Here is a 22243-nt window from a genome sequence, read left to right on the forward strand (position 1 = left end):
GAAAATATGAACGACAAGGAGATCATTGAAGCCGTACTTTTTGCGGCAGGGGGAGCTGTTGACACCCAGACGCTCGCGAAGGTCGTTAACAAGTCAGCAAAGACAATCACACCTGTTGTCAAGACCCTTATGGAAGAGTATTCAGCAAGAGATTCCGGGATGGAGATCGTTGATCTTGGCGGACGTTATGTTATGCAGGTCAAACCAAAATATACCGACCTTGTAAGTCCGGTAGCCCCTAAGGAATTGAGAGCCCCGATCCTTCGTACTCTTTCCATGATAGCTTACCACCAGCCTGTGGTCCAGTCAGAACTTGTGGACATGAGAGGCAATTCAACATACGACCACATACGTGAGCTTAAGGAGAGAGGATTTATTGAAGCAGTGCCTCACGGAAGGACAAAACTTCTCCAGACAACGTCACTTTTCGCAGATTACTTCGGACTTAGCTCCAACGATCCGGAATCCATAAAGAAAAGGATAGTTGAACTTTCCCGCCAGCAAAGTGGAAATGAAGGGCTTGACAGGTGGCTTGGAAGGAAGTTCGTGGGCATCACCCCCATGTACCGTTCACTTGCTGATCTTTGCGGCATCAAGGATTACAGGATCATTAATGCTTACAGTCCCACAGAAGAGGAACTTGAGAGCCTTGCTGATGTTTTTAAGCTGGTAGTTTCCAGAGGGTATGAGGAGAAGGTCAGCAAATTTTACGATGGGGAGATCATCGAGGTCAGGTCGACCACCTTTGGTGACATAATTGATGCCATAAACGCACTTGAGAGCGTTGCGGACCCTGAGAAATCAAAGGAGAACATCGAACTGATAACAGATCTGAGGGACAGGTATGTCTCAAAGGCACTGGTCATCAGCAAGAAGGTGAAACCTGCAACAGATATGATCGCACGTATCGTAAGCGACCTGAGGCTTGGAGTTTCTGCTGAAGGCTGTGTCATAGCTCCCGATTATGGCACATCCAGTGAGGGAGTGGAAATTTCCGAGGGAGCTGATATCCTTGTCCCGACACACTCAAAGGTGGACGGGGATATTGTGGACAGGGTCTGCAGGAAATATGATGCCATCATAGATGGCCTGAAAGATCTTGAAAAATAACAATATTAACACATATATAAGTAGCATTTAAATAGATATATAAAGAGAAAGGTATAAGCTTATATACTGTATTGGCAAATATACCCACCCTTAAATACTGAGGATCAAAGAATATGACGGAATATAATATCAAGATAGAAAACGTGGTTGCGTCAACCAAACTTGCTGAAGAATTCGACCTTACAAAGATAGAAGCGGAATTCGAAGGCGCAGAATACAACAAACAGAAGTTCCCGGGACTTGTATATCGCGTTTCCGATCCAAAAGCTGCATTCCTTGTATTCACATCCGGAAAAGTAGTATGCACAGGTGCAAAGAACGTTGCGGACGTACACACAGTCATCGGAGATATGGCAAAAAAGCTCAATGGTATCGGGATCGAGACAATTGCTGACCCGGAGATCACAGTACAGAACATTGTTGCTTCAGCTGACCTTAAAGCAGTGCTCAACCTTAATGCAATTGCTATCGGACTCGGTCTTGAGAACATCGAATACGAGCCGGAACAGTTCCCAGGTCTTGTTTACAGGATCGATGAACCAAAGGTTGTCGTACTTATCTTCAGTTCCGGAAAACTTGTGGTCACAGGTGGAAAGTCACCTGAGAACTGCGAGGAAGGAGTTGAGGTCGTAAGGCAGCAGCTTGACAATATGGGACTTTTGTAAATGGATATTCAGATCCCCCTGGACAAGAACGATGTGTGTATCCTCATTCCCGCACTGAATGAGGAAGCAACCATAAAGCAGCTCATCGAAGATTTCCAGGCAGAAGGATTTGAGAATATCCTTGTCATCGATGGACACAGCCATGATCGCACCCGCGAACTTGCTGAAGAAAGCGGTGCAAGGGTCGTGGTCCAGGAAGGAAAAGGCAAGGGTCAGGCAGTTCAGGAAGCTTTCCAGCTTATCGAGGACCCCTACACCGTCATGATCGATGGTGATGGAACCTACCTTGCAAGTGATATTTATACGGTCCTTGGACCGCTTCTTGAAGGACGTGCTGACCAGACTATCGGCAACAGGTTTGCAAACTATGAGCCAGAAGCTTTTACAAAATTGAACCTGGCAGGCAACAAATTGCTCAACAAGCTTTTTGGTTTTGCGTATGGCATATGGCTGGAAGATATCCTTACAGGATACCGCGGTTTCACACGAAAAGTGATCAAAGGTCTTAGCCTCAACGAGATGGGATTCGAGATCGAGACAGAGATCACTGTTGAAAGTGTTAAGAACGAGATGAAAGTAGAGGTCGTGCCTATCACTTACGTATCGAGGCATTCAGCAGCGGCCACCAAGCTCAATCCGTTCAGGGATGGGATCAAGATCGGGAAAACCATCATCAGGATGGCAAGATTACACAACCCGATGTTCTATTTCGGGATATTTGGCACGATACTGACGCTATCAGGCATCGGTACGGGACTTTATGTAGTAAATGAGTGGTTAAGCGGAGTAACCCGCATACCAATGACAATACTGACTGCCTTATTAATACTTACAGGCATACAGATGTTCATTTTCGGGATGTTGAGCGACCTTATAGTATCACTCCACAGGGAAACGATGCGAATGTTGCGCCAGAATAACGATCGTTGACCTCCTTTACAAGATTAACTTTTTTTCGTTATTTATTGTTACAGTGCAACATTCCTCCATTACAACATAGCATCGAAATTATACAACGCAAGTAAAATTTACTTGATTTTTTGTCAAATGAAACAGATTTTATTTGAGGGAGAGGCCTTTGCAAAATTTTGAATATAGTTACATCAAATAAATTTAAAGGTATTAGATGACGATTAATAAGATGATCATATCCAATGTTGTGCCGGACATATATAATAAGTAGGAATTGTGAGAAAATCCATTCAATTTTACTTTACCTGCTCTAAAGTTGATTTTTCGACAACGCTTATATAAAATACCTTCTTTTTTTAGTCAACTAATAACGAGGTTATAACAATGACAATAGTAGAAGATGCCCAAGCTGGCCAAATTACAGAGCCAATGAAAGTTGTCGCTGAAGTCGAAGGTTTAGAGCCTGAGTTCATCAGACGTGGAATCGCTGCAGGTAGGATCGTAATCCCAACCTCCCCATACAGGGATGTCAGATACTGTGGTATCGGTGAAGGCCTTACAACAAAGGTCAATGCATCAATCGGTGCATCCTCAGATATCGTCGACCTTGACATGGAAGTTGAAAAAGCAAAGGCTGCTGAAGCTGCTGGTGCTGACACTCTCATGGAGCTTGGAACCGGCGGAGACTTCCTCGGCATCAGGAAAGCTGTCTGTGACGCAACATCACTTTCCGTTGGATCAGTTCCTTTATACCAGGCATTCATCACAGCTGCAAAGAGAGACGGTTCCATCATCCACATGACAGAAGATGACCTCTGGCATGCAACTGAAGAACAGGCAAAGCTTGGTACAAACTTCATGGCTATCCACACAGGTATCAACAACATCGTTCTCGACAGGCTCAAAGCACACGGTCGTTATGGTGGTATCTGCTCCCGTGGCGGTGCTTTCATGACAACATGGATGCTCCACAACGAGAAGGAAAACCCACTTTACGCTGACTTCGACTACCTCTGTGAGATCCTCAAGGAACACGAAGTTGTCCTCTCCACAGGTAACGGAATGCGCGCAGGTGCTATCCACGATGCTACCGACAGGGCACAGATCCAGGAGCTCATCATCAACTCCGAGTGCGCACAGAAAGCACACGACAAATATGGTCTTCAGGTAATTGTAGAAGGTCCAGGTCACGTACCACTCGATGAAGTAGAGATGAACGTCAAACTTATGAAGTCCATGAGCGGACACAAGCCATTCTACATGCTCGGTCCACTTGTAACAGATATCTCCCCAGGAAGAGACCACATCGTAACCGCAATCGGTGCAGCAACATCCGCATCACACGGCTGTGACTTCCTCTGCTACGTAACTCCTGCAGAGCACCTTGCACTTCCAAACAAAGAGGATGTTATCGAAGGTGTAAGGACATCAAAGATCGCAGCTCACGTCGGTGACATGGTCAAACTCGGAAAGAGGGATCAGGACCTTGCAATGGGCAGGGCACGCAGAGACCTTGACTGGGGTAAGATGTTCGACCTTGCACTCGACCCAGAACTCGCAAGAAAGATTAGAACCGAGAGAGCATCAGCAGATGAAGATGCATGCACAATGTGCGGTGACTTCTGTGCTGTGAAGATCGTCAACCAGAACTACAATCTCGCAAAGTAATGCCATCGGCATTACTTTAATCTTTTTTTTTAAAGGCCACTATGGTGGTCTTTATATTTTCTTTTCAGCTACAACTCATTTATATCATTTTTAGTTAAAGCAGAAAGCTATAGCTATGCTTTGAGGACTTTAATTAAAATAGCAAAATAAAATAAGCAAATCACCATTCCATGTCAGAATGGTGCTAAACATCGAGCTAGCAGAACTTCCCCCCAAAGAAAAAATAAGATCAGTAGGGGGTTTTAGTTACGTATGACAGGTCGATCTTTGAAACGTTGGCTTTCTGAACAAGGAGAATAGACTTCCCATAGTCAGGGTTCTCATAATCGAAGATCAACCATGTGATCTCATCTTCTTCTACTTCACGGCAATCCGTGATGTTATCATACCATATGATAGATGATGAAGCACCGTCAAGTAAATACAGATAACCTGACAGCTCGTGCCCCTCAGGCACATTTTTAATCATTTCAAGAATGGAATTAATCATCTTAGTAACACCCATTTTAACAAACCTTGAACGTATAAAATGATTTTGGTGAAAACACCCATGAATACGACATCGGCTTTAACTTTTTTATAAAATTAACCTGTCTGACGATCCCATATAAATAAAGAACCTGCGAAAGGATAAGCAAATATATAAACCAAACTCATGAAAAGAGATATTGGATCTTTTTACATATTTTCTGATTTCTTACTTAACAGAAACCCTTAAATCCAGATTTGCCGTAAATCCCGGTGGGAGACAATTAATGAAAAAAGCAATTATTGATACAAACAAAGGTCAGATCGTACTGGAACTATTCGAAAAGGATGCACCAAAGACAGTTGCAAACTTTGAGAAACTGATCAAACAGGGATTCTACAATGGCCTAACCTTCCACAGAGTAATACCAAACTTTGTCATCCAGGGAGGATGTCCAAAAGGAAACGGTTCAGGCGGACCCGGATACACCATTAAGTGCGAGATAAATCCAAAGAAGCATACAAAGGGTGCACTTTCTATGGCGCATGCAGGAAAGAATACCGGAGGAAGCCAGTTCTTCATCACACATTCACCGCAGCCACACCTTGACGGAGTACACACTGTTTTCGGAAAGGTCATAGAGGGTATGGATGTGGTCAACAAGATCAAAGAAGACGATGTAATGACAAAATTAAAAGTAGAAGAGGAGTAAAACCCTATTCCATTCCTTTTTTTAAAGAACAGAGGGAAAATGGACGCAATGAGAGGACTGTTCACAGCATGCGGGTATGCATACCCGGTCATGAAGAAGTTAGCCCTGTTGTTGATCCTTACCCTCGTACTACTATTAATAATTAGATCTGCGGTGTAACATGGATAAAAACACGTTCAATAGGGTCAGAATAGCAGGACTTGTCATCAACGAGATAGAGGACCTAGCACCAAAAATGTACCCATATGTCGAATTCGTAAAGAACGAAGATGAAAGCGAAGGCAAATACAGTGTAACCCCACTCTCAGGAGAGGGACTGGAAGTGCACGAAATACTCCTGAACAAATACCAGAAATGGTATGCTTGCGTTCTGGAATTGTTAGAGCAGTATTATCCTGAAAAAGCCGAGGAATTCACACAAGCATATGAGAAGGCTATTCTTTACGCCACTCTTGAATGCAAACCAAGAGTTCCAAACAGCTTCAAAATGCAGTTCGAATTCGTCAAGTACCTGACAGCCCAGAAGATAATACTTTCACATCTTTTCTCAAGGATCTCCACCATGGAGATAACAGAAACCGAACCTGATGCAATTGAAAGTAGAGATGTTGTAATTGCAGAAGGGGAAATCCCAGTGGAAATGAAGGCTTTACTTTTCAAACAGGCTATCAAACCGGTCCTTGATGAAGAGATTCAAAAATTCGTGGACAAAATTGCCCGGGATGACTCCGCACTCAGCAAGGTCTCAGATATTGCTGAAGACATAATCGCCAGTGACGCTGCAGATATAGAGCAGATAAAAACCAAATGTACCAGTCTTCAACAGATCTGCCGGAAGGATGACTTGTGCACAGAAAATATGAAGGAACTGGGAACACTATTCAATATAATAAGCAGACTATAAGTTCTGCTTTTTATACTACTTTTTATAATATATTATTATAGAATCTCAAAGGGTAGGGAAAAGCAGATGAAAATTATAAAATGCAGGGACCTTGGATTCAATTGTGACTTCATGGCAACAGGCACTGCCTCTGAATCTGACGATGTTAAACAAAAAATGATGGAACACATAACTGAAAAACATCTCTCAGAAAATAATATGTCAAAAGAAGACCTTGAAGATATAGCTTCACGTATCAGCATTCTGCTGAGCAGAGGTTGTGGCTGCGGAGCTCTCTAAGCAAGCGCCGCATATTACCGTTACAAATATTATAAATTACATTTTTTGCAATTGGAAAGACCACATATCTTGTTCTCGAATTTCCATTCGAGACCCCACTTCTTAATAGACTGGATGATCTCCATGAACTCAGTTCCACTTCTGGTCAGAGAATAAGTGTATATAACGGGGTCCTTTGAATCATCAAGGGTCTTCTTCACAAGACCTTCCTGCTCCAATTCCTTGAGCCTTATTGAAAGGGTCTTTGGAGTAATGGTCTGTAATTTCTTCTTAAGTTCGTTGAACCTTTTTTCCTCGTTGTTGCCTTTGTAAAGCTCCAGCAATATGCACAAAGTCCATCTCTTGCCAATTATATCGATCGTTTTGTAGATGGTACAATCTTTCATAGTATCAGGAAAGAAACTGGCATTATATATAGAAGTATCCCAAATATACTTAGTGACGAAAAACAACAAAATTTTAAAGGAGAGTACTAAATGACAAAGGACATACCAGAAAAGGGAGCAATTATTCAGAGAGACAAGGAAACATTCGCGATCGCACCACATATTCCCGGAGGTATTACATCACCAGACCTTCTCAGGAAGATAGCTGACGTATCCGAGAAATATGGTGCAGCTGCAATTAAGGTCACATCTTCCCAGAGAATGGCCATTGTAGGCCTCAAGGAAGAAGACCTTGACAATGCCTGGGAAGATCTTGGAATGAAGCCAGGCGCTGCAATCGGCCTCTGTGTCAGGAGCGTTAAGATATGTCCGGGAACCACATTCTGTAAACGTGGTCAACAGGACTCTGTCGGACTTGGCCTCAAACTTGATGAGATATACCATGGAATGGAACTGCCATCAAAGCTCAAGATCGCAGTATCAGGCTGTATGAACTCCTGTGCTGAGAACGCCATCAAGGATATCGGTATCATGGGTACGCCAAAGGGATTCACTGTCATGGTAGGCGGCAGTGCAGGACTCAAGCCACGTCTTGCAGATACCATTGCAGAAGAGCTCGATGAGGAAGAGGTTCTTGCCCTTGTTGACAAGATCATCACATACTACAAGACCCACACAAAGAAACACAGGATCGGAAGGATCATTGACGAGATCGGACTTGAAACCTTCAAGACAGAAGTCGGCCTCTGAGCAGACAATTATTACGACTGTCGGGGTTCTTTGCAGGAACCCCAACAATCCCCACGAATCGCTTACGAACACGATCTACAGGGTAGTTCGGACAAGAACCCTGCTTATTTTTCTGAGAGATAAAAGAGGAGACCATGCAGATCAGCTTTTATTATACCGGAGAGTTCGGAAGGAAAGTTATCGGCAATGTGGTGAATTCCAGCACATTCTGCACATCATGTGGAGAACTTTGTGACCACTGCAGAGAGAAGAAGAGATCGTATGCTGACCGAATCGTTGACATACACGAGTTCCCGAGCGACCTGCCGCAGTTCATCGAAGAGCCTGAAGAGTACCTGCCTGAGAGCATGGGCAAATGTGACCTGCTAATTACTATGGACCTTCACCCGGACATTCTTTCTGTCCTACCAAAAATGGTAGAGATGGCAGGCGCAAAGGCTGTGATCGCACCCATAGAGGTTCCAAAGCTTGCACCTGCAGGACTTGTTCAGCAAGTAAAGGAAACCCTTGAATCAAAGGGGATAGACTGCGAATTCCCAAAGCCATTCTGCTCACTTGAAAAGTCAGGAAAGCCACTGATCGATGAATTTGTAGACATGGGATTTGGCAGGCCACTGCTTGCCATACAGGTCGATAAAGAAAGGAACATATTCACACATGCAAAGGTCCTGAGGGACGCCCCATGCGGATCCACATGGTATGTTGCCAAAAAACTTGGATGGTCGGATATCGAAGTCTACAAGGAAACAGTATCCGGTGCACACCATGCATACCCATGTACTGCAAGTATGGATAAGGACCCGCAACTCAAAGATACCATCCTGCATGAAGCCGGATACATAATCAGGAAAAGCATTGAGGAAGCAGCCAATATAAAAAATAAAAGTAAGAAAGAAGACGTTTCTTATGAAGATGAAAAATGAGGTGAGAACATTACTGAAGATAAACCTGTGAAAATAGCAGTCCTAAGATGCGATATCGTATCAGAGGCATGCCCGGGAACAGGATGTTTTAAAGCTTTCAATGAACGGAGAGTAAAGTTCGCCGACTATGATGATAATACACAGATGGTTGCTTTCTTCACATGTGGAGGGTGCTCAGGCAGACGAGTATTCCGACTGGTGCGCTCCCTGCAGAAAAACGGAGTGGATGTGATACACCTGAGCTCATGCATGCAGATGAAGAACTACCCCGAATGCCCGCATATTGATACCATTAAGAAGACGATAGAAAATGCAGGTATCAAAATTGTTGAGGGAACGCATCACTGATAACTTAGAATAAAGAAAGGAGAGGATACAATGGTTAAACGAATGATAGTCAAGATCGATGAAGATAAATGTACAGGCTGCGGACAATGTGTTTCTCCCTGCGCTGAAGGAGCCATACAGATAATCGACGGCAAGGCAAAGGTCGTTTCCGAAGATCTCTGCGATGGCATGGGATTCTGTATCGGCGTCTGCCCTGAGGGTGCTATCACCATCGAAGAAAGACAGACCGTAGAGTTCAACGCTGAAAAAGCAGAAGCTCAACCAAAAAGCACTGATGTATCCATCAGGTGTTTCAGCTGCGGTGCCGGGGAAGATGAGAGGTACCTCATGCCCATGAGACATAAAATGGAGAGCCTCTGGGTCTGCACACGCTGTCTGCCCCAGCTTATCCATGGGTGAATTAAATTGATAGAGCTTGAACTTACCTCAAAAGTGGATCACCTGTGCGATTACACGTTCAATTTCTACTGGCATGAAAAGGAACTTGAACCCGATGCAGTGATCCCGTCCCAGAAAAATACTGAGCATACGTACAGGCAGCTAGTGGACGAGCTCAAGGAAGGCGAGGACGTTCACATAAAGGGAAGTGTTGGCACAAGGTTCGCATATAGCCTCGGGGTTGACCTTTCACATTTTGGCGGGACTGGTAAGACCGAGCCTGCCGGACGTATCTTTGTAGACGGGGATATCGGTCCGGAAGCAGGGATGTCCATGTCAGCAGGTGCACTTTACCTGACGGGAAATATTGAGGAGCCACTTGGAAACATCATCGAGGTCAGTTCCGATGAGGAAGGATACCGGAAGTTCATCTCCATCACAGAACTGCTCTGTGGAAACAGCTCCGAAGTCCCTATTGGGAACAGTTTCGATGCAGGAAGCAAGAAGCTTGTACTGACAGACAATATTCTCCGTGGAACCCTTGCTTCAAGATGTAACTGCAATGCAGAGATCGTCGTCGAAGGGGATGTTTACAACGGCACAGGACTCCTGATGGAAAGCGGCACCATCACGGTCAGAGGTGATGCAGGGCTCAACACCGGTGCACACCTGAACGGTGGCAATGTCGTGATCGAAGGAACTGTTGGTGAATTTGCAGGTGCTTACATGAAAGCCGGCGTCCTGCTCTTCAATGATGTGAAAGGATATGCAGGTGCAGGCATGCTTGGAGGTACGATCTATTCCAGGAAGAAGATCCCACCAGCGCCCCCTGCTGAGAAAATAAGGATGGGAGGCAAGGACAGTTCTATCGTGAGAAAACTTACCGGTGCAGGCCGCGTGGAGTCCATGCTTTACAATAAATATGAAGTAGGTGAGGAGAAAGCACAGTATATCAAAGTACAGATGAGGGATGGTTCCATCGTTATGCGCAAAGTGTACTGAAAGGCATTAATATTACCACTACTGCTAACACCACCAACTGTTTTCCTTACATAACATATATAAGACGTAACATTGTATCCTGATAGTATTAGATATACCGAAAAAGGTTGGATGCACTTGACTACTGAGAGAACTGAAGATTACCTGAAGGCTATTGATACCATAATTGAGAAAAAAGGATACTCACAGGTAAAGGATATTGCGCGGTTCCTGAATGTAAGCCCTTCCAGTGTTACAGGAATGTTCAAGAAGCTCACCAAAGAAGGATACATCAATTACGAGAAATACGGAGGAGTTACCCTCACTCCGGAAGGAAAGAAAGTTGCCAGGAGCACCAAGGAAAAGTACAGTGTGCTGCATGAGTTCCTGATCCTGCTGGGAGTTGATGAGATCACCGCGGATGACGATGCATGCAAGATGGAGCATGCGGTGACAACACAGACACTTGAGAAACTGACAAAGTTCAGTGAATTTGTAAACCGTAAAGAGGAAATGCCAAAATTCTTCCTCCATTTCAAAGAGTTTTGTGAAAAAGGTGAGATCTCCGGATGTAAGAAAACAACTGGAATGGTCCCTTTAAACAAAAATACCACGAAAGAGTGCAAATAACTTTATTAATGCAATCGTAGCAAATGAAAAACAGTCACTTTTCCATTGCTAATTTTAGATTGACATAGGCTGTTTTGACTTAATATAATTAATGTAATGCCCTTTTATATCCTGTTCTTTTGTTGAAGCACCTTCAGGATCATTTCCTGATTGCTCGACCCTATCGTTTTTCAACAGTAAATATACCCGGCTCCGCCATTTTTAAATGTGACGTATAATGTTAGGTATGCCAAAATTTATATATGATTGTGAACAGTAGTCCAATAAATTAGGATAGCCTAAATATTGGAGGCTTATGAACAAATGTTTACCAGATTAAAAAAGAAAAAGTGTTGCAATCCCGAGGACAATACTGAAAGTGCCCTTGAGAAAATAATCCTCGTAGGAAACCCAAATGTGGGCAAGAGCGTCATCTTCAACCATTTCTCAGACAGCTATGCCATTGTTTCAAATTATCCGGGAACTACAGTAGCAATAAGCAAAGGAAATGGGAAAATCGCAGGTAAGGAATACGAGATAATCGACACTCCCGGAATGTACTCATTGTTACCGATAACAGAGGAGGAGCGCGTTTCACAAAGTTATCTCTTTGAAAGTAAGCCATTTGTTTACGTTCATGTTGTGGATGCTAAGAACTTGCAACGTATGCTTCCTCTGACACTCCAGCTAATAGAAGCACAGGTACCCCTCATACTTGTCCTGAATATGATGGATGAGGCTGCTGAGAGAGGAATTGAGATCAATGAGGCTCAACTCGAAAATGAGCTGGGAATTCCTGTTATCTGTACGACCTCAATAAAGGGAGAAGGGCTCGACAGGCTTGAAAACGCAATCACCAGTTATGACCTTCAACATGTCGATAACAAAGTAAAGTACAGCAGGGGAATTGAATCTGCAATTGAAGAAATATCATCATTGGTAAGATCTGAATACGGGATATCAAAAAGGACACTTGCACAGCTGCTTCTCCAGAATGATAGGGTTGCTTTTGATAAGATCGTCCAGAACAATGAAGAAGTCAGGTCGATCAAAAATGTCATCGAGGAAACGGAAAAAGGATACACAGATCCACTTAATTATGTCCTCACAATAGAAAGACAGGCCTTTGTCAATGATATTGTCGGGCCTGTGATGAGTACGACCAAAAAGACAGATACTGTTACAAAAAATACTGATGAAAGACCACAAACATCACTTCGGGAACGTGTTGACAAACTCCTTATACACCCTGTAACAGGAATACCAATACTGCTAGTGGTACTCTATTTTGGATTGTACAAATTTGTAGGAGGCTTTGCAGCAGGGACTGTTGTGGACTACCTTGAAGGAACATTGTTCGGGGAACAGATCAACCCGTGGGTGATCGAGACCTTCAGTTCCATTGTCCCATATCCGGTCATACAGGACCTCTTTGTAGGCGAATACGGAATACTGACACAGGCTGTGACATATGCAATTGCACTTATAATGCCGCTTGTGGGTGCATTCTTTATTGTGTTCTCCATAATCGAGGATACGGGTTACCTTCCACGCCTTGCAATGCTGATAGACCGTGCATTCAAGAAGATGGGAATGAGCGGTAGAGCTGTCATTCCCATGGTGCTTGGTTTTGGGTGTTCTACAATGGCAACCATGGTTACACGCACCCTTGAAACAAAAAGGGAGAAGATCATCACAAGCATGCTACTCTCGCTGGCGATCCCATGTTCTGCACAGCTTGGTGTAATACTGGGAATTCTCTCGTTCAGCGGGAAAGCACTATTAATATGGGCTTTTGTTATCAGTCTGGAACTTTTGGTGATAGGATACCTTTCATCAAAGGTGCTGCCCGGGAAAAACCCCAGTTTCTTCATGGAAATACCACCGCTAAGACTTCCGAAGCTTTCGAACGTGCTCATAAAGACGTATTCAAGGATGCAATGGTATTTCCTTGAGGTCATGCCCCTGTTCGTTGTGGCAAGTGTGCTGATCTGGATAGGAAAGCTTACAGGACTGTTCGAGATGGCAGTTCGATTGTTCGGATATCCCGCACAGTGGATAGGACTTCCTGTTGAAGCAGGGGTCATGTTCCTGTATGGGTTCTTCAGGAGAGATTTCGGTGCTGCCGGATTGTTCGATATGTACAATGCAGGAATGCTGACCGACATCAACCTTGTTGTCGCTGCCATCACACTGACATTGTTCATGCCATGTATAGCACAGTTTATGGTAACTGTGAAAGAAAGAGGAGCTAAGATAGCCCTCGGAATGGCTGCATTCATCTTCCCCAGTGCATTTGCGGTCGGCTTTGTTGTGAACTATGTCCTGACAACATTGGGAGTGGTACTATGAAGTGCCCTCTTTGCAGCTGCGAGTTCGATGAGCCCGACAGGTCAAAATGTACAGGTTGCGGGAAATTCAGTTCATGCAATATGCAGCGCTGCCCGAAATGTGAGTACGAGATCCCGCCGGAAACAAAACTGGAAAAAATCATAAGGGGGATATTCAAATGAAAATAAGTGAGAATGCGGAAGAGGTCCTGGAAAAGATGTGGGTCTGCACAAACGAAAAGAACACGGATACTGTGAGTCTGGGATCCCTTGAACTGGACGAAACTTCCCCAGAGATACAGGAACTGCTCAAGATCGAGAATATCACACTTTCCGACTCACATATCAGCCTTACAGAGGAAGGGACTGCAAACGGCAGGACCGTTGTCAGACGACATCGTCTTGCTGAGCGTCTTCTTGCGGACGTTCTTAACACGAAGGATAAATACGTACACAGCTCTGCATGTGAGTTCGAGCATATACTGTACCATGGTATCGATGAGAACGTGTGTATCCTGTTAGGACACCCGCGTACATGCCCACATGGAAAGCCGATCCCTGAAGGGGAATGCTGTAAAAAGGCAAAAGAAGAGCTCGAGCATGTGGTTGCATCCCTTTCTTCCCTGAGGAACGGACAAAGCGGGAAGATCGCTTATTTTAATATGCGTGAAGAGGACAAGATGCAGAAGATGCTGGCAATGGGTGTACTTCCGGGCATCCCTATAGATCTTGTCCAGTCATATCCTTCCTATGTATTCGACCTGAACCATACGAGATATGCAGTTGACAGGGAAATTGCCGACAGCATATATGTAAGGATAAAAAGGGACTGAGAACTAATTTAGCTCAATAATGTACCGCCAACCAGAGGGTTTCTGTCGTGTCACTGGTCCAGATGACCCTGTGTTTGCAGTGGGCTGGAATATTAATATGGTCGCCGGGATTGAGGTGCACCACCTCTGAATCTTCAAACAACAACTTCGCCTCCCCCTGCAACACCATTACCCACTCACTGCGATCCTGATCGTACCATTGGCCCTCCGGAGTCACATGTTTCTTTGAAATAATACGCTCGATCAATACCCCATGTTGATCCACCAAAGGCTCAAACACTTCATGGGTTAGATCGGCTGGTATTTGGTTAAAAATATTATGTTTTTCCATGGTACACCTCATGGGCCCTATCAATAAAAAGGACACCTTAAGGCACCCTTGCATTGTCAGGATCATCGAAAAATGGCTATTTCATCAAGGACCTTTTTTTTAATTCATGGATATAGTGGATGATCGGATCTTCTCCCCGATAATCAAAAACTTTATTTGGCTTTCGACACAGACTCCTGCTGATGGAGAAAAGAGAAGAACATTCTTCAGTTCAAGCTAAGGAAGACCTTTTGCATAAGATGGTCATGCATATCCACGAACAACCCTACAGGATCGTTCTTGCGATAACCGGAGGAGGAGCCGGAGCCATTGAACAACTTTTAAAATACGGAGGAGGTTCCGCAACCGTCCTCGAAGCTACCGTACCATACAGTTCCAAAGCGCTTGATGATCTTATCGGCAGGAAGCCTGAGAAGTATGCATCACCCATAACCGTAAGGTCCATGGCGATGGCAGCGTACCGCCGTGCATTATCCCTTACAGAAGATGATGATCTTGTTAGGAACAAAGATGTGATGGGCGTGGCAGCTTCCTGCAAGCTTTCAGCTGGAAGTGATGAGCGTGAAGGCCGTGAACATGAAATATATGTTGCCATCCAGTCCTTTGATAAGACATTGGTAAGAACCCTACGGCTTGGAGAAGCGCGTACACGACAGGAAGAGGAGCACATCGCAACCTGTATGATAATAGATTCCATCCCGAAAGAGTGCGGCTGGGATGGGGAAATGCATCTTGACCGACTGTTGGGGAAGGATGAGTGTATTGAAGAAAGGAAAGCAACAGTTTCCAAAGAGATCGCTCAGATGCTTGTGCGCCCTGATAGCATTATGAAACGCACGGACCTCAGGCCTGATGTGGTCAGGTTGAACCTGAAAGGTAAGGGAGTTGACGATAAACCTGAGATCATTTTTTCAGGCTCTTTTAATCCATGCCACCGCAACCACATTGTAATGGCTGAGCAGGCATTCCAAAAACTTGGGAAGAAGGTCCATTTTGAGATATCCATCACAAATGTGGACAAGCCACCAATAGACTTCATATCACTTCAGGAAAGGCTGGACTCACTTAAGGAATACAGGGACAGGGATTTCCTGGGAAATATTTACCTCACAGTTGCCCCGCTTTTCATCCAGAAGGCGAAGCTTTTTGAAAACGTTACATTCATTATCGGAGCTGATACTGCAAACCGGCTGTTCAAGACCAGATACTATCGCAACGAAGATGACATGAGGAACATGCTGGCAGAGTTCCGTGAAAAGAACATCCATTTCCTGGTGTTCAGGAGAAAAGATGTGGAACTGAACATCGAGCCGGAAATATGCGACCTTTGCGAGATCGTATCCATGGAAGATTATGAGGATAACGGCATTTCATCCTCTGCCATCAGGAAAGAGATGGACATTGAATGAGCCTGCTTCCTGCTTCTTTTTGTAATTTTTAACTTCTGAAATAATAAGGTTGCTGCTATTAAATATTTATATAAACCATGAACCGGAAGACTTGCCAGAGCAAACTGTCCATCAGGATAAAATGAGGACAGATGGCAGGTGGAGCCATGAAAAACGAAGCTGTGCGACACCCACGAACTGCACAGGAAAGAAAAACGAAGCGACCCGCATATAAGTGTTGGAAATCACTGAAAAAAGTGAGCTTACTTGCCCGTAATACCGATGCATACATCCCTTTCTCAGTCATCGGCATCTTTGTCATACTCGGAGCTGTGCTTACCTCAGCCTACTTCCTGCAGACGGATTACGACATCGCACAGACCATTTATACCACAGAAAAGACGGATCCTGAACAAGTCGCCATCGGATTTGCTTCTGCGGACCTTTCCCGATGTCTCAATTATGCAGGGATGGAAGCCCTGAAATGGAAAGGTGAGCACCCGATAATCCAGCCTGTGGACTCGTTCGGAGGCACAACCTCGGAAGATGATTTCATGGTCAATGCCCGCACCCATGACCTTGAGGCAGGGGATACATTACATGTACAGGTCGACCTGCCTTCGGATGTGTGGTATAGCATATCTTCCCTCTGGAAAGACCAGGACATCATACTGAAGATAAAGGATAGCAACGGCCAGACCATCGATTCCGTGGACTACGGTGAAGCTATCAGTACCTGGAAGACAGTATCCTTTGAGGAAAATTTCCAGTTGCCACAGGAGATAGACCCCGGCTACGGCACGATCGAGCTTGACTGCGGAAGCACTGTGAAGGCAACCGACTGGTTCAGTGTTGCTATGAATCCTGTGAAGGATATCTCTGCAAAGCATTTCAACGAGCTGATCACAGGTAACTACCAGTATGACCAATATGTCTATGACAAATATGCCATCAACGTGGAGCCGGACATACAGCCGCACCAGATACTCATCGAGGAGATAAACGGGACACTTGAAAGGCAGATAAACGATGACAACAGGACCTATTCTATATATTACACATACACGATCCGGAACCTGAACTATACACTGGTTGACCTTGTGACTGGTGAATCCTTCAACCGCAGTATGGACATAACCACGCTTGTGACAGCAAGGGAACCGCTGCTTGAAGAACTTACTACGGAATATGAGCGATCGCTGAACAGTGCCGAGACATCGAACATCGTTCTTGGCGCCATGAACATACGCTCGTTCACCTACGGACCCTGGCAACACTATGCCAACGGCCCGCTGAACATCATTACCAACCCTGCGCTGGCATCTGCGGTCAATGCAGGAACTGCCTATTCCCAGAAGCGCACTTTCGATTCAGTAGACCCCTGGGCACTGATGTACACTACATATTACAATGGCAAGGTTTTCTACGAGGATGTGCACGGGACAGCCGACCAGTATGACATTAATGGCTCTGCCAACCTGACATCCACCTACGAGGAACTGGCAAAGAACAGTTCGTTCAGTGTGGATATCGGTGAAGGTATCAGCGAATCGATGATAGATACCGGAACGACATTCGAGCAAGTGGATGAACAGTCAACGATAAGAGTAGCAGCCGCGGATTACATCCCGAGCCTGGTAGACGGTTGGGTTTTCAATGACCATGTCTGGACGGATGAGCATGACCTTGTGCACGATGTTGCCCGGGAGGTATATTCCGCCGGCGTACAAGCGCAGATCAGGAGAGATGGATTCAATGATACGATCCCGGTGTTCACTGATACCAGAGGAAATGTAGTTTCATCCTCCTATGACTGGCACACTGTGTCCTGGAAAGCCTCGTATGATATTGAAGGAAATCATACCGGAGCTATCAAGCCGTCGTATTCGTGGGATGGAACATGGAACCGAACGCATGACCGGACACTGGACCCTAAGATCAACCCTCCCCGTGGAATGCTCACAAGCTGGAAACTTACAGGTGCCACCGTGTCCCTCAATTCAATAGAGACCGAAGTCACAATAACCCCGGTGTTCCGCTACAGGGAGAACGATAATGTCACCGGCATGATGCGTACCGACGGATATCTTGAACGTGAAGACCATGTATTCGACTGGAATGTCACATATAATATCGACTACCGCGTCACCTCGACGTGGGAGATAGATTACAGCTATTTCTACAGATACAAGTGGAAGGAGATCACCGGCTACCATACCAATCAATTCGGTGCAAAGATACCGGAATACAGTCATTATTCATCAAGCAGCACAGGATCAAAGACAGAATATATCACGACCACGGACACCCACTCGACCTCGCACCTTGAAACAGAGACCGAAAACTTAAGCATACTGTACCACAAACGTCCTCCCACCGGGACATACGAGGGAATTATTTCCTACACCGACCCGGTGACCCGGGAATACCGCACGACCACCATAGAGGTTGACGGTATCGAACTCCAGGACCCTGCCTGCAGTGATGCTGCTGATAAGTATAAAGAAAAGTACATCAATATCCACGATGTCGAGACCCACTATATGCTGTTTCCCAACGATTTCTACCTTCCGGAGCAGAAGGTGGAGTGCGACATCCCGGACTGGCTTCACAAGATGATGGCAGATGAACTGCTGGAAATGGTCGGCTCCATTGAAGCAGCGGACCCGGCTGTGAACGTGTCCCTGATGAACGACCCGGGTGCAGACCCGACACTGCTCAGGTATGAGGCTGCAAAGGAGCTGACAGCCGACCTCAGCGATGACACTGAAAATTACGTGAACAGGCAACAGCACCTGACAGGCGGCGAGATGTACACCAGCAGCGATGCAGCACGCTATATTACAAAAAATGAGGTTTACCTGAAGCTGATGAACGAGATCGAGTCGCAAAACCGGAAGCTGAACAGCGATCTTAATGACTACCTGCTGAAGAAGCTCACCGAAGCGAATGTTGACATCCCGGGGCTTGACACAGGAACACTGGACAGCGTGACCTCCGGCTCACTCTCACTTTTCAACAACCCTGCCGTGAGCATGGCAGGCACCGCACTGGGAACCGAGATGGGTATCATCGACACTATGACCATTACAGGCATGCCGGAGAGCAAGTACAACTGGACCGAAGGCATGACGCTGGTGGTGGACCAGTACCCGGACTACCTGTACCATGATCCTGAATTCGACCTTAACGGAGAATACGAACTGAAGGACCCGAAGGGAATGACCATCTACCCTCTGGGCGTGAAGAACACCTGCGTATTCTCCACCGGCATTGCAGATGACATCGCCGGTCTCCTGGAAAAGACCAGCAGCCCTGTAAAGGAAGCGACTGCACAGATGGTCAGCAGCAGCATAGAGGACCTCAGTACAGAAGTAAAGTCACTGGAGCAGAACCTGAGCGAGCAGGCCATACCTCTTGACACCACAACACTGGACATGCAGGTCAGCGGCCTGACAAGCACCTACAGCAATCAGATGAGGGAGGATATCCCTGAAATGATCGCTGAGGAGGTGAGAGCTGACCCGGTGGTATCCCTCTGGATAACAGAGACCGAAGTTACCACCATCACCCAGAGCCACCTCAACAGCCTGTCAAACCGGGAGATCATCAACCAGTCCGCAGACGGAAACCTACCCGCCGGGATCTCTGAAAAACTGAGAGCAGAGATCATAAAGGACAATCCAACCCTGACCGGCGATGAGATGGATGCAGTCCTGAACCGCCTGGACACCGATGTCCGCGTGGGGATCGCCGAGGGGATCAGCGTTGTGATAATAGATAACAGCGCAATGATCGACGCATCCTTTGAAGCCGTCAACAGCGAACTCCAAAAACTGACAGACGACGCCACCACTCAGCTCAGCGAGGACGTCGCAAACAAGGTCAACAAGCGTCTGGAAAAGACCATGAAGCACGTCCCCATGGGATTGCCTGTGCTTCCCCCGCACTGGATGTTCACCGTCAACGTCTGGACCTACGATGTGATTGGCAAGTATGAGTATTTCAGGGTGACCGATAACGACAATGAGGTTATTTTGAACACTTATATCGGGCACGAGGGGCAGGTGTATGTGAGAAAGGAAGAAGAGATATACCACCCATTCAAAACTGATGAGAACGGTTATCCTCTAAAAATTGGCGATAATAAGAATATAGCATTTAACCAAGCCGGATATGCTGGTACAATCGTAGGCGTCAGCCAAAAAGGCGTAGGAGATAAAATTGGAGGACGAGTTGAAGAGTCAATTGGATACTCCGATCTTTCATTTGAATTTGGAGAATAAACATGAGATATAGCTTATTGGTAGTTTGTCTAATCCTAATCGTTAGTATGTTTTCAATATCCCCCACTGCTCTTGCATACAATTCATATGGGGAAATATACACATATGAAGCTTACTACAATGACGAAGTTTTAGAGTTCGATGCTGCAAAACCAACACTGAAAATAGATGAACCATTCAAAGTTAAAGTCGAATTTACTGTTTACCAAGAATACAAAGTTTCAGGAAAATTAACAGAAATTGTATCTGGGAACTTTGAAGTTGTAGATGGACCATCTGAAATGGACACATACTCTGTAGCGTATTTAAATCCAAATGAATCACATACTTTCGAATGGACTGTCAAACCAACAGAAGGGTGGGCAGGTGGTTCATTGCCATTGAATTTTCATTACTCAATTATAGAAAAATACAATCCAGAACCAGTAGTAAATGATGAGTTTACAATTGTCTATCCATACATCTCCACCGAATACTACGACACCCCCGAAACCACACCAGCAGAACCCCCGGAAACCGACACCAACCAGACCCCTGCATTCACCCTCCCGGCTGCCCTGCTGGCAATAGCACTTGTTGCCCTGCGCAAAAAGTGCTAACAATTCTTTATTTCACTTAATCAAGCACTTTAAATAATTTGCCAGTAGTAGAATCTTATATATAAGTGAAGGCCGGAATATAACTGAGGAGTCGAAATATGGAATGTCTGTTCTGCAACATAATAAAGGGAGATATCCCGTCCTACAAGGTCTACGAAGACGAAACAGCCTATGCTTTCCTTGACATAAACCCCTGTGCCAGAGGACACACCGTGGTTGTCCCGAAAACACACTACGAAAACTTCACCGACATGCCTGCAGAGGAAGCCGGCACACTTTTCGCCACTGTAAGGATGATCGCAAGACTGGTAGAAGATGCCGTATCCGCAGACGGCTCGAACATCGGCCTGAACAACAAGCCCGCCGCCGGTCAGCTTGTTCCCCATGTCCACGTCCACATTATCCCCAGATTCGAAGGAGATGGCGGCGGATCCATGCATTCCATTGTATCCGTTCCCGGTGCAGCGGATGATCTGGAGGAAATGGCGGAGCTTTTGGTGATGGAGTGAGGAGTTAATCCTCATTTTTTTCTTTTCTTTGAGATCATTTGATCATTAAGCCACATTTGCCCGGCCATCTATGCAAAGATGACACTTTCTGACGGCAGGTGGCCTGTCCAGGAAATTATTTTTCATATTCTAATTCCTGTTCTTCTATTGTCGATCCGAAGACATACCTCGGATCAGTGCTTAGCGTAGACGAAATAATCCCCTTTGGGATGAATGCCCGGATACGTATAATCGCAATAGATCTGTGCCCGGTAGCCTTTTGCCCTATATTCCTGTTCCAGTGCTTCAGCATCATGAGAGCTCATTCCGAGCACGTCGGAGACAAGATCATAGGACTCACCGTCATAGTTTCGGGTCTTTTCCTTTATGCACATGTGGTTTCACCTTTTCGTTTTTCATAATGTTTATCGGGATCTTTGCCTTAACTTTAAAGATACCCGATAAAGAAAATATCCATTCGTTCAATATACACCTTTTTACCCACAATATTAAGAGTGTTATACAAATCTTGTTGTAATCCATACTGACAATACATAATATCTAAATAGATAGTGTTAAATATTTCCACATTTTAACTATTTTCAGGTTACCAGCAGACTTCACTCCGGCTTCACCCACAAAAGCAAGGAGATACCAGGAAAGCTGCCCGGAACCACATTGTCAGAGAACCGAAACGAGATGAGGAAATGAGAGAAGAACCCGAACAACCAATGGAAACATGTAAGCAGAACAGTGACAGAAACCTGTGCGTGTACATACGTACCACAAAGAACTATCATAAGCTCGCAAAGGAGCAGGATTATTATACCGGACCGAAGTAATCGAACTGAACCGGTGGTATTGGGGAGATTAAGGGGATAGTAGCGGAGCTTT

General features: G+C 45.3%; 25 protein-coding genes. 21 read left to right on the plus strand and 4 right to left on the minus strand.

Annotation, left to right across the window (positions count from 1 at the left end):
• The first annotated feature begins 6 nt into the window (after positions 1-6).
• The 4 genes from scpB (at position 7) to thiC (ending at position 4355) form a co-directional block, all read left to right on the plus strand.
• On the plus strand, positions 7-1110 hold the full coding sequence (gene scpB, locus E7X57_RS01555; protein WP_135609838.1) for an SMC-Scp complex subunit ScpB: 1104 nt from the start codon (positions 7-9) through the stop codon (positions 1108-1110).
• A gap of 113 nt (positions 1111-1223) precedes the next feature.
• Positions 1224-1775, plus strand: a complete 552-nt coding sequence (locus E7X57_RS01560; protein ID WP_135609840.1) for a TATA-box-binding protein — start codon at positions 1224-1226, stop codon at positions 1773-1775.
• A complete protein-coding gene (gene aglJ / locus E7X57_RS01565) occupies positions 1776-2705 on the plus strand; it encodes an S-layer glycoprotein N-glycosyltransferase AglJ (RefSeq protein WP_135609842.1) in 930 nt (309 codons plus the stop codon).
• 366 nt (positions 2706-3071) lie between these two features.
• Positions 3072-4355, plus strand: coding sequence for a phosphomethylpyrimidine synthase ThiC (gene thiC, locus E7X57_RS01570; RefSeq protein ID WP_135609844.1), 1284 nt, complete (start codon positions 3072-3074; stop codon positions 4353-4355).
• A gap of 229 nt (positions 4356-4584) precedes the next feature.
• Here the strand turns inward: thiC and E7X57_RS01575 are convergent, their stop codons facing one another.
• Positions 4585-4860, minus strand: a complete 276-nt coding sequence (locus E7X57_RS01575; RefSeq protein ID WP_135609846.1) for a hypothetical protein — start codon at positions 4858-4860, stop codon at positions 4585-4587.
• 250 nt (positions 4861-5110) lie between these two features.
• On the opposite strand from E7X57_RS01575, the gene E7X57_RS01580 reads away from it, so the two are divergent.
• From E7X57_RS01580 to E7X57_RS01590, 3 genes are all read left to right on the plus strand, one after another.
• Positions 5111-5536 (plus strand): peptidylprolyl isomerase, encoded by a 426-nt coding sequence (locus tag E7X57_RS01580; RefSeq protein WP_135609848.1) that lies wholly within the window; start codon positions 5111-5113, stop codon positions 5534-5536.
• 160 nt (positions 5537-5696) lie between these two features.
• Entirely contained in the window at positions 5697-6440 is a 744-nt protein-coding gene (locus E7X57_RS01585) for a hypothetical protein (RefSeq protein ID WP_135609850.1), read from the plus strand.
• A 66-nt stretch (positions 6441-6506) separates the two neighbouring features.
• Entirely contained in the window at positions 6507-6719 is a 213-nt protein-coding gene (locus E7X57_RS01590; protein WP_135609852.1) for a DUF1059 domain-containing protein, read from the plus strand.
• Between the two features lie 29 nt (positions 6720-6748).
• Here E7X57_RS01590 and E7X57_RS01595 read toward each other — a convergent pair whose 3' ends face one another.
• The gene (locus E7X57_RS01595) at positions 6749-7105 is read right to left on the minus strand and encodes a helix-turn-helix domain-containing protein (RefSeq protein WP_135609854.1); all 357 of its coding nucleotides are present in this window, start codon (positions 7103-7105) and stop codon (positions 6749-6751) included.
• Between the two features lie 90 nt (positions 7106-7195).
• Here E7X57_RS01595 and E7X57_RS01600 point away from each other — a divergent pair, with 90 nt between their 5' ends.
• The 9 genes from E7X57_RS01600 to E7X57_RS01635 all read left to right on the plus strand — a co-directional run bounded on the left by E7X57_RS01600 (position 7196) and on the right by E7X57_RS01635 (position 14257).
• Entirely contained in the window at positions 7196-7855 is a 660-nt protein-coding gene (locus tag E7X57_RS01600; RefSeq protein WP_135609856.1) for an NAD(P)/FAD-dependent oxidoreductase, read from the plus strand.
• 134 nt (positions 7856-7989) lie between these two features.
• Positions 7990-8778, plus strand: coding sequence for a DUF166 domain-containing protein (locus E7X57_RS01605; RefSeq protein WP_135609858.1), 789 nt, complete (start codon positions 7990-7992; stop codon positions 8776-8778).
• Between the two features lie 27 nt (positions 8779-8805).
• Complete coding sequence (locus tag E7X57_RS01610; protein WP_371413137.1) at positions 8806-9126, plus strand: CGGC domain-containing protein; 321 nt, start codon at positions 8806-8808, stop codon at positions 9124-9126.
• A 30-nt stretch (positions 9127-9156) separates the two neighbouring features.
• The gene (locus E7X57_RS01615; protein ID WP_135609862.1) at positions 9157-9525 is read left to right on the plus strand and encodes an ATP-binding protein; all 369 of its coding nucleotides are present in this window, start codon (positions 9157-9159) and stop codon (positions 9523-9525) included.
• Positions 9526-9531: 6 nt separating this feature from the next.
• Positions 9532-10506, plus strand: a complete 975-nt coding sequence (locus E7X57_RS01620) for a formylmethanofuran dehydrogenase (RefSeq protein WP_244603558.1) — start codon at positions 9532-9534, stop codon at positions 10504-10506.
• Positions 10507-10623: 117 nt separating this feature from the next.
• On the plus strand, positions 10624-11115 hold the full coding sequence (locus E7X57_RS01625; RefSeq protein WP_135609863.1) for a metal-dependent transcriptional regulator: 492 nt from the start codon (positions 10624-10626) through the stop codon (positions 11113-11115).
• Between the two features lie 303 nt (positions 11116-11418).
• Positions 11419-13446: a ferrous iron transport protein B gene (feoB, locus tag E7X57_RS01630; RefSeq protein ID WP_135609865.1), complete on the plus strand. Its 2028-nt coding sequence runs from the start codon at positions 11419-11421 to the stop codon at positions 13444-13446.
• Entirely contained in the window at positions 13443-13607 is a 165-nt protein-coding gene (locus E7X57_RS12340) for a hypothetical protein (RefSeq protein ID WP_167880851.1), read from the plus strand. Before feoB ends, E7X57_RS12340 begins: the two co-directional genes overlap by 4 nt.
• Positions 13604-14257: a metal-dependent transcriptional regulator gene (locus E7X57_RS01635; protein ID WP_135609868.1), complete on the plus strand. Its 654-nt coding sequence runs from the start codon at positions 13604-13606 to the stop codon at positions 14255-14257. Before E7X57_RS12340 ends, E7X57_RS01635 begins: the two co-directional genes overlap by 4 nt.
• A 13-nt stretch (positions 14258-14270) precedes the next feature.
• Here E7X57_RS01635 and E7X57_RS01640 read toward each other — a convergent pair whose 3' ends face one another.
• Positions 14271-14588: a cupin domain-containing protein gene (locus tag E7X57_RS01640; RefSeq protein ID WP_135609870.1), complete on the minus strand. Its 318-nt coding sequence runs from the start codon at positions 14586-14588 to the stop codon at positions 14271-14273.
• 182 nt (positions 14589-14770) lie between these two features.
• On the opposite strand from E7X57_RS01640, the gene E7X57_RS01645 reads away from it, so the two are divergent.
• The 4 genes from E7X57_RS01645 to E7X57_RS01660 all read left to right on the plus strand — a co-directional run bounded on the left by E7X57_RS01645 (position 14771) and on the right by E7X57_RS01660 (position 21370).
• A complete protein-coding gene (locus tag E7X57_RS01645) occupies positions 14771-15997 on the plus strand; it encodes a hypothetical protein (RefSeq protein ID WP_244603559.1) in 1227 nt (408 codons plus the stop codon).
• Between the two features lie 146 nt (positions 15998-16143).
• Positions 16144-20262, plus strand: coding sequence for a hypothetical protein (locus tag E7X57_RS01650; protein WP_244603560.1), 4119 nt, complete (start codon positions 16144-16146; stop codon positions 20260-20262).
• A 47-nt stretch (positions 20263-20309) separates the two neighbouring features.
• Positions 20310-20861: a sarcinarray family MAST domain-containing protein gene (locus E7X57_RS01655; RefSeq protein ID WP_244603561.1), complete on the plus strand. Its 552-nt coding sequence runs from the start codon at positions 20310-20312 to the stop codon at positions 20859-20861.
• Positions 20862-20959: 98 nt separating this feature from the next.
• Positions 20960-21370, plus strand: coding sequence for an HIT family protein (locus E7X57_RS01660; protein WP_135609874.1), 411 nt, complete (start codon positions 20960-20962; stop codon positions 21368-21370).
• 173 nt (positions 21371-21543) lie between these two features.
• Here the strand turns inward: E7X57_RS01660 and E7X57_RS01665 are convergent, their stop codons facing one another.
• Positions 21544-21744 carry a hypothetical protein gene (locus tag E7X57_RS01665; RefSeq protein ID WP_135609876.1) on the minus strand — a complete coding sequence of 67 codons (201 nt, stop codon included), beginning with the start codon at positions 21742-21744 and terminating at the stop codon, positions 21544-21546.
• Positions 21745-22056: 312 nt separating this feature from the next.
• Here E7X57_RS01665 and E7X57_RS12845 point away from each other — a divergent pair, with 312 nt between their 5' ends.
• Positions 22057-22191: a hypothetical protein gene (locus E7X57_RS12845; RefSeq protein WP_256369401.1), complete on the plus strand. Its 135-nt coding sequence runs from the start codon at positions 22057-22059 to the stop codon at positions 22189-22191.
• The last annotated feature ends 52 nt before the right edge of the window (positions 22192-22243 follow it).

This window comes from Methanococcoides sp. AM1 (genome assembly GCF_900774055.1).
GTDB lineage: Archaea > Halobacteriota > Methanosarcinia > Methanosarcinales > Methanosarcinaceae > Methanococcoides.

Excerpts from the sequence above, each read along its gene's own strand:
- E7X57_RS01605 (WP_135609858.1), top strand. The coding sequence starts at position 7,990 with ATGCAGATCAGCTTTTATTATACCGGAGAGTTCGGAAGGAAAGTTATC.
- E7X57_RS01655 (WP_244603561.1), top strand. The coding sequence starts at position 20,310 with ATGTTTTCAATATCCCCCACTGCTCTTGCATACAATTCATATGGGGAA.
- E7X57_RS01645 (WP_244603559.1), top strand. The coding sequence starts at position 14,771 with ATGGAGAAAAGAGAAGAACATTCTTCAGTTCAAGCTAAGGAAGACCTT.
- E7X57_RS01575 (WP_135609846.1), bottom strand. The coding sequence starts at position 4,860 with ATGGGTGTTACTAAGATGATTAATTCCATTCTTGAAATGATTAAAAAT.
- aglJ (WP_135609842.1), top strand. The coding sequence starts at position 1,776 with ATGGATATTCAGATCCCCCTGGACAAGAACGATGTGTGTATCCTCATT.
- E7X57_RS01585 (WP_135609850.1), top strand. The coding sequence starts at position 5,697 with ATGGATAAAAACACGTTCAATAGGGTCAGAATAGCAGGACTTGTCATC.
- E7X57_RS01635 (WP_135609868.1), top strand. The coding sequence starts at position 13,604 with ATGAAAATAAGTGAGAATGCGGAAGAGGTCCTGGAAAAGATGTGGGTC.
- thiC (WP_135609844.1), top strand. The coding sequence starts at position 3,072 with ATGACAATAGTAGAAGATGCCCAAGCTGGCCAAATTACAGAGCCAATG.
- feoB (WP_135609865.1), top strand. The coding sequence starts at position 11,419 with ATGTTTACCAGATTAAAAAAGAAAAAGTGTTGCAATCCCGAGGACAAT.
- E7X57_RS01595 (WP_135609854.1), bottom strand. The coding sequence starts at position 7,105 with ATGAAAGATTGTACCATCTACAAAACGATCGATATAATTGGCAAGAGA.
- E7X57_RS01580 (WP_135609848.1), top strand. The coding sequence starts at position 5,111 with ATGAAAAAAGCAATTATTGATACAAACAAAGGTCAGATCGTACTGGAA.
- E7X57_RS01615 (WP_135609862.1), top strand. The coding sequence starts at position 9,157 with ATGGTTAAACGAATGATAGTCAAGATCGATGAAGATAAATGTACAGGC.
- E7X57_RS01560 (WP_135609840.1), top strand. The coding sequence starts at position 1,224 with ATGACGGAATATAATATCAAGATAGAAAACGTGGTTGCGTCAACCAAA.
- E7X57_RS01660 (WP_135609874.1), top strand. The coding sequence starts at position 20,960 with ATGGAATGTCTGTTCTGCAACATAATAAAGGGAGATATCCCGTCCTAC.
- E7X57_RS01600 (WP_135609856.1), top strand. The coding sequence starts at position 7,196 with ATGACAAAGGACATACCAGAAAAGGGAGCAATTATTCAGAGAGACAAG.
- E7X57_RS12340 (WP_167880851.1), top strand. The coding sequence starts at position 13,443 with ATGAAGTGCCCTCTTTGCAGCTGCGAGTTCGATGAGCCCGACAGGTCA.
- E7X57_RS01590 (WP_135609852.1), top strand. The coding sequence starts at position 6,507 with ATGAAAATTATAAAATGCAGGGACCTTGGATTCAATTGTGACTTCATG.
- scpB (WP_135609838.1), top strand. The coding sequence starts at position 7 with ATGAACGACAAGGAGATCATTGAAGCCGTACTTTTTGCGGCAGGGGGA.
- E7X57_RS01640 (WP_135609870.1), bottom strand. The coding sequence starts at position 14,588 with ATGGAAAAACATAATATTTTTAACCAAATACCAGCCGATCTAACCCAT.
- E7X57_RS01650 (WP_244603560.1), top strand. The coding sequence starts at position 16,144 with ATGAAAAACGAAGCTGTGCGACACCCACGAACTGCACAGGAAAGAAAA.
- E7X57_RS01665 (WP_135609876.1), bottom strand. The coding sequence starts at position 21,744 with ATGTGCATAAAGGAAAAGACCCGAAACTATGACGGTGAGTCCTATGAT.
- E7X57_RS12845 (WP_256369401.1), top strand. The coding sequence starts at position 22,057 with ATGAGAGAAGAACCCGAACAACCAATGGAAACATGTAAGCAGAACAGT.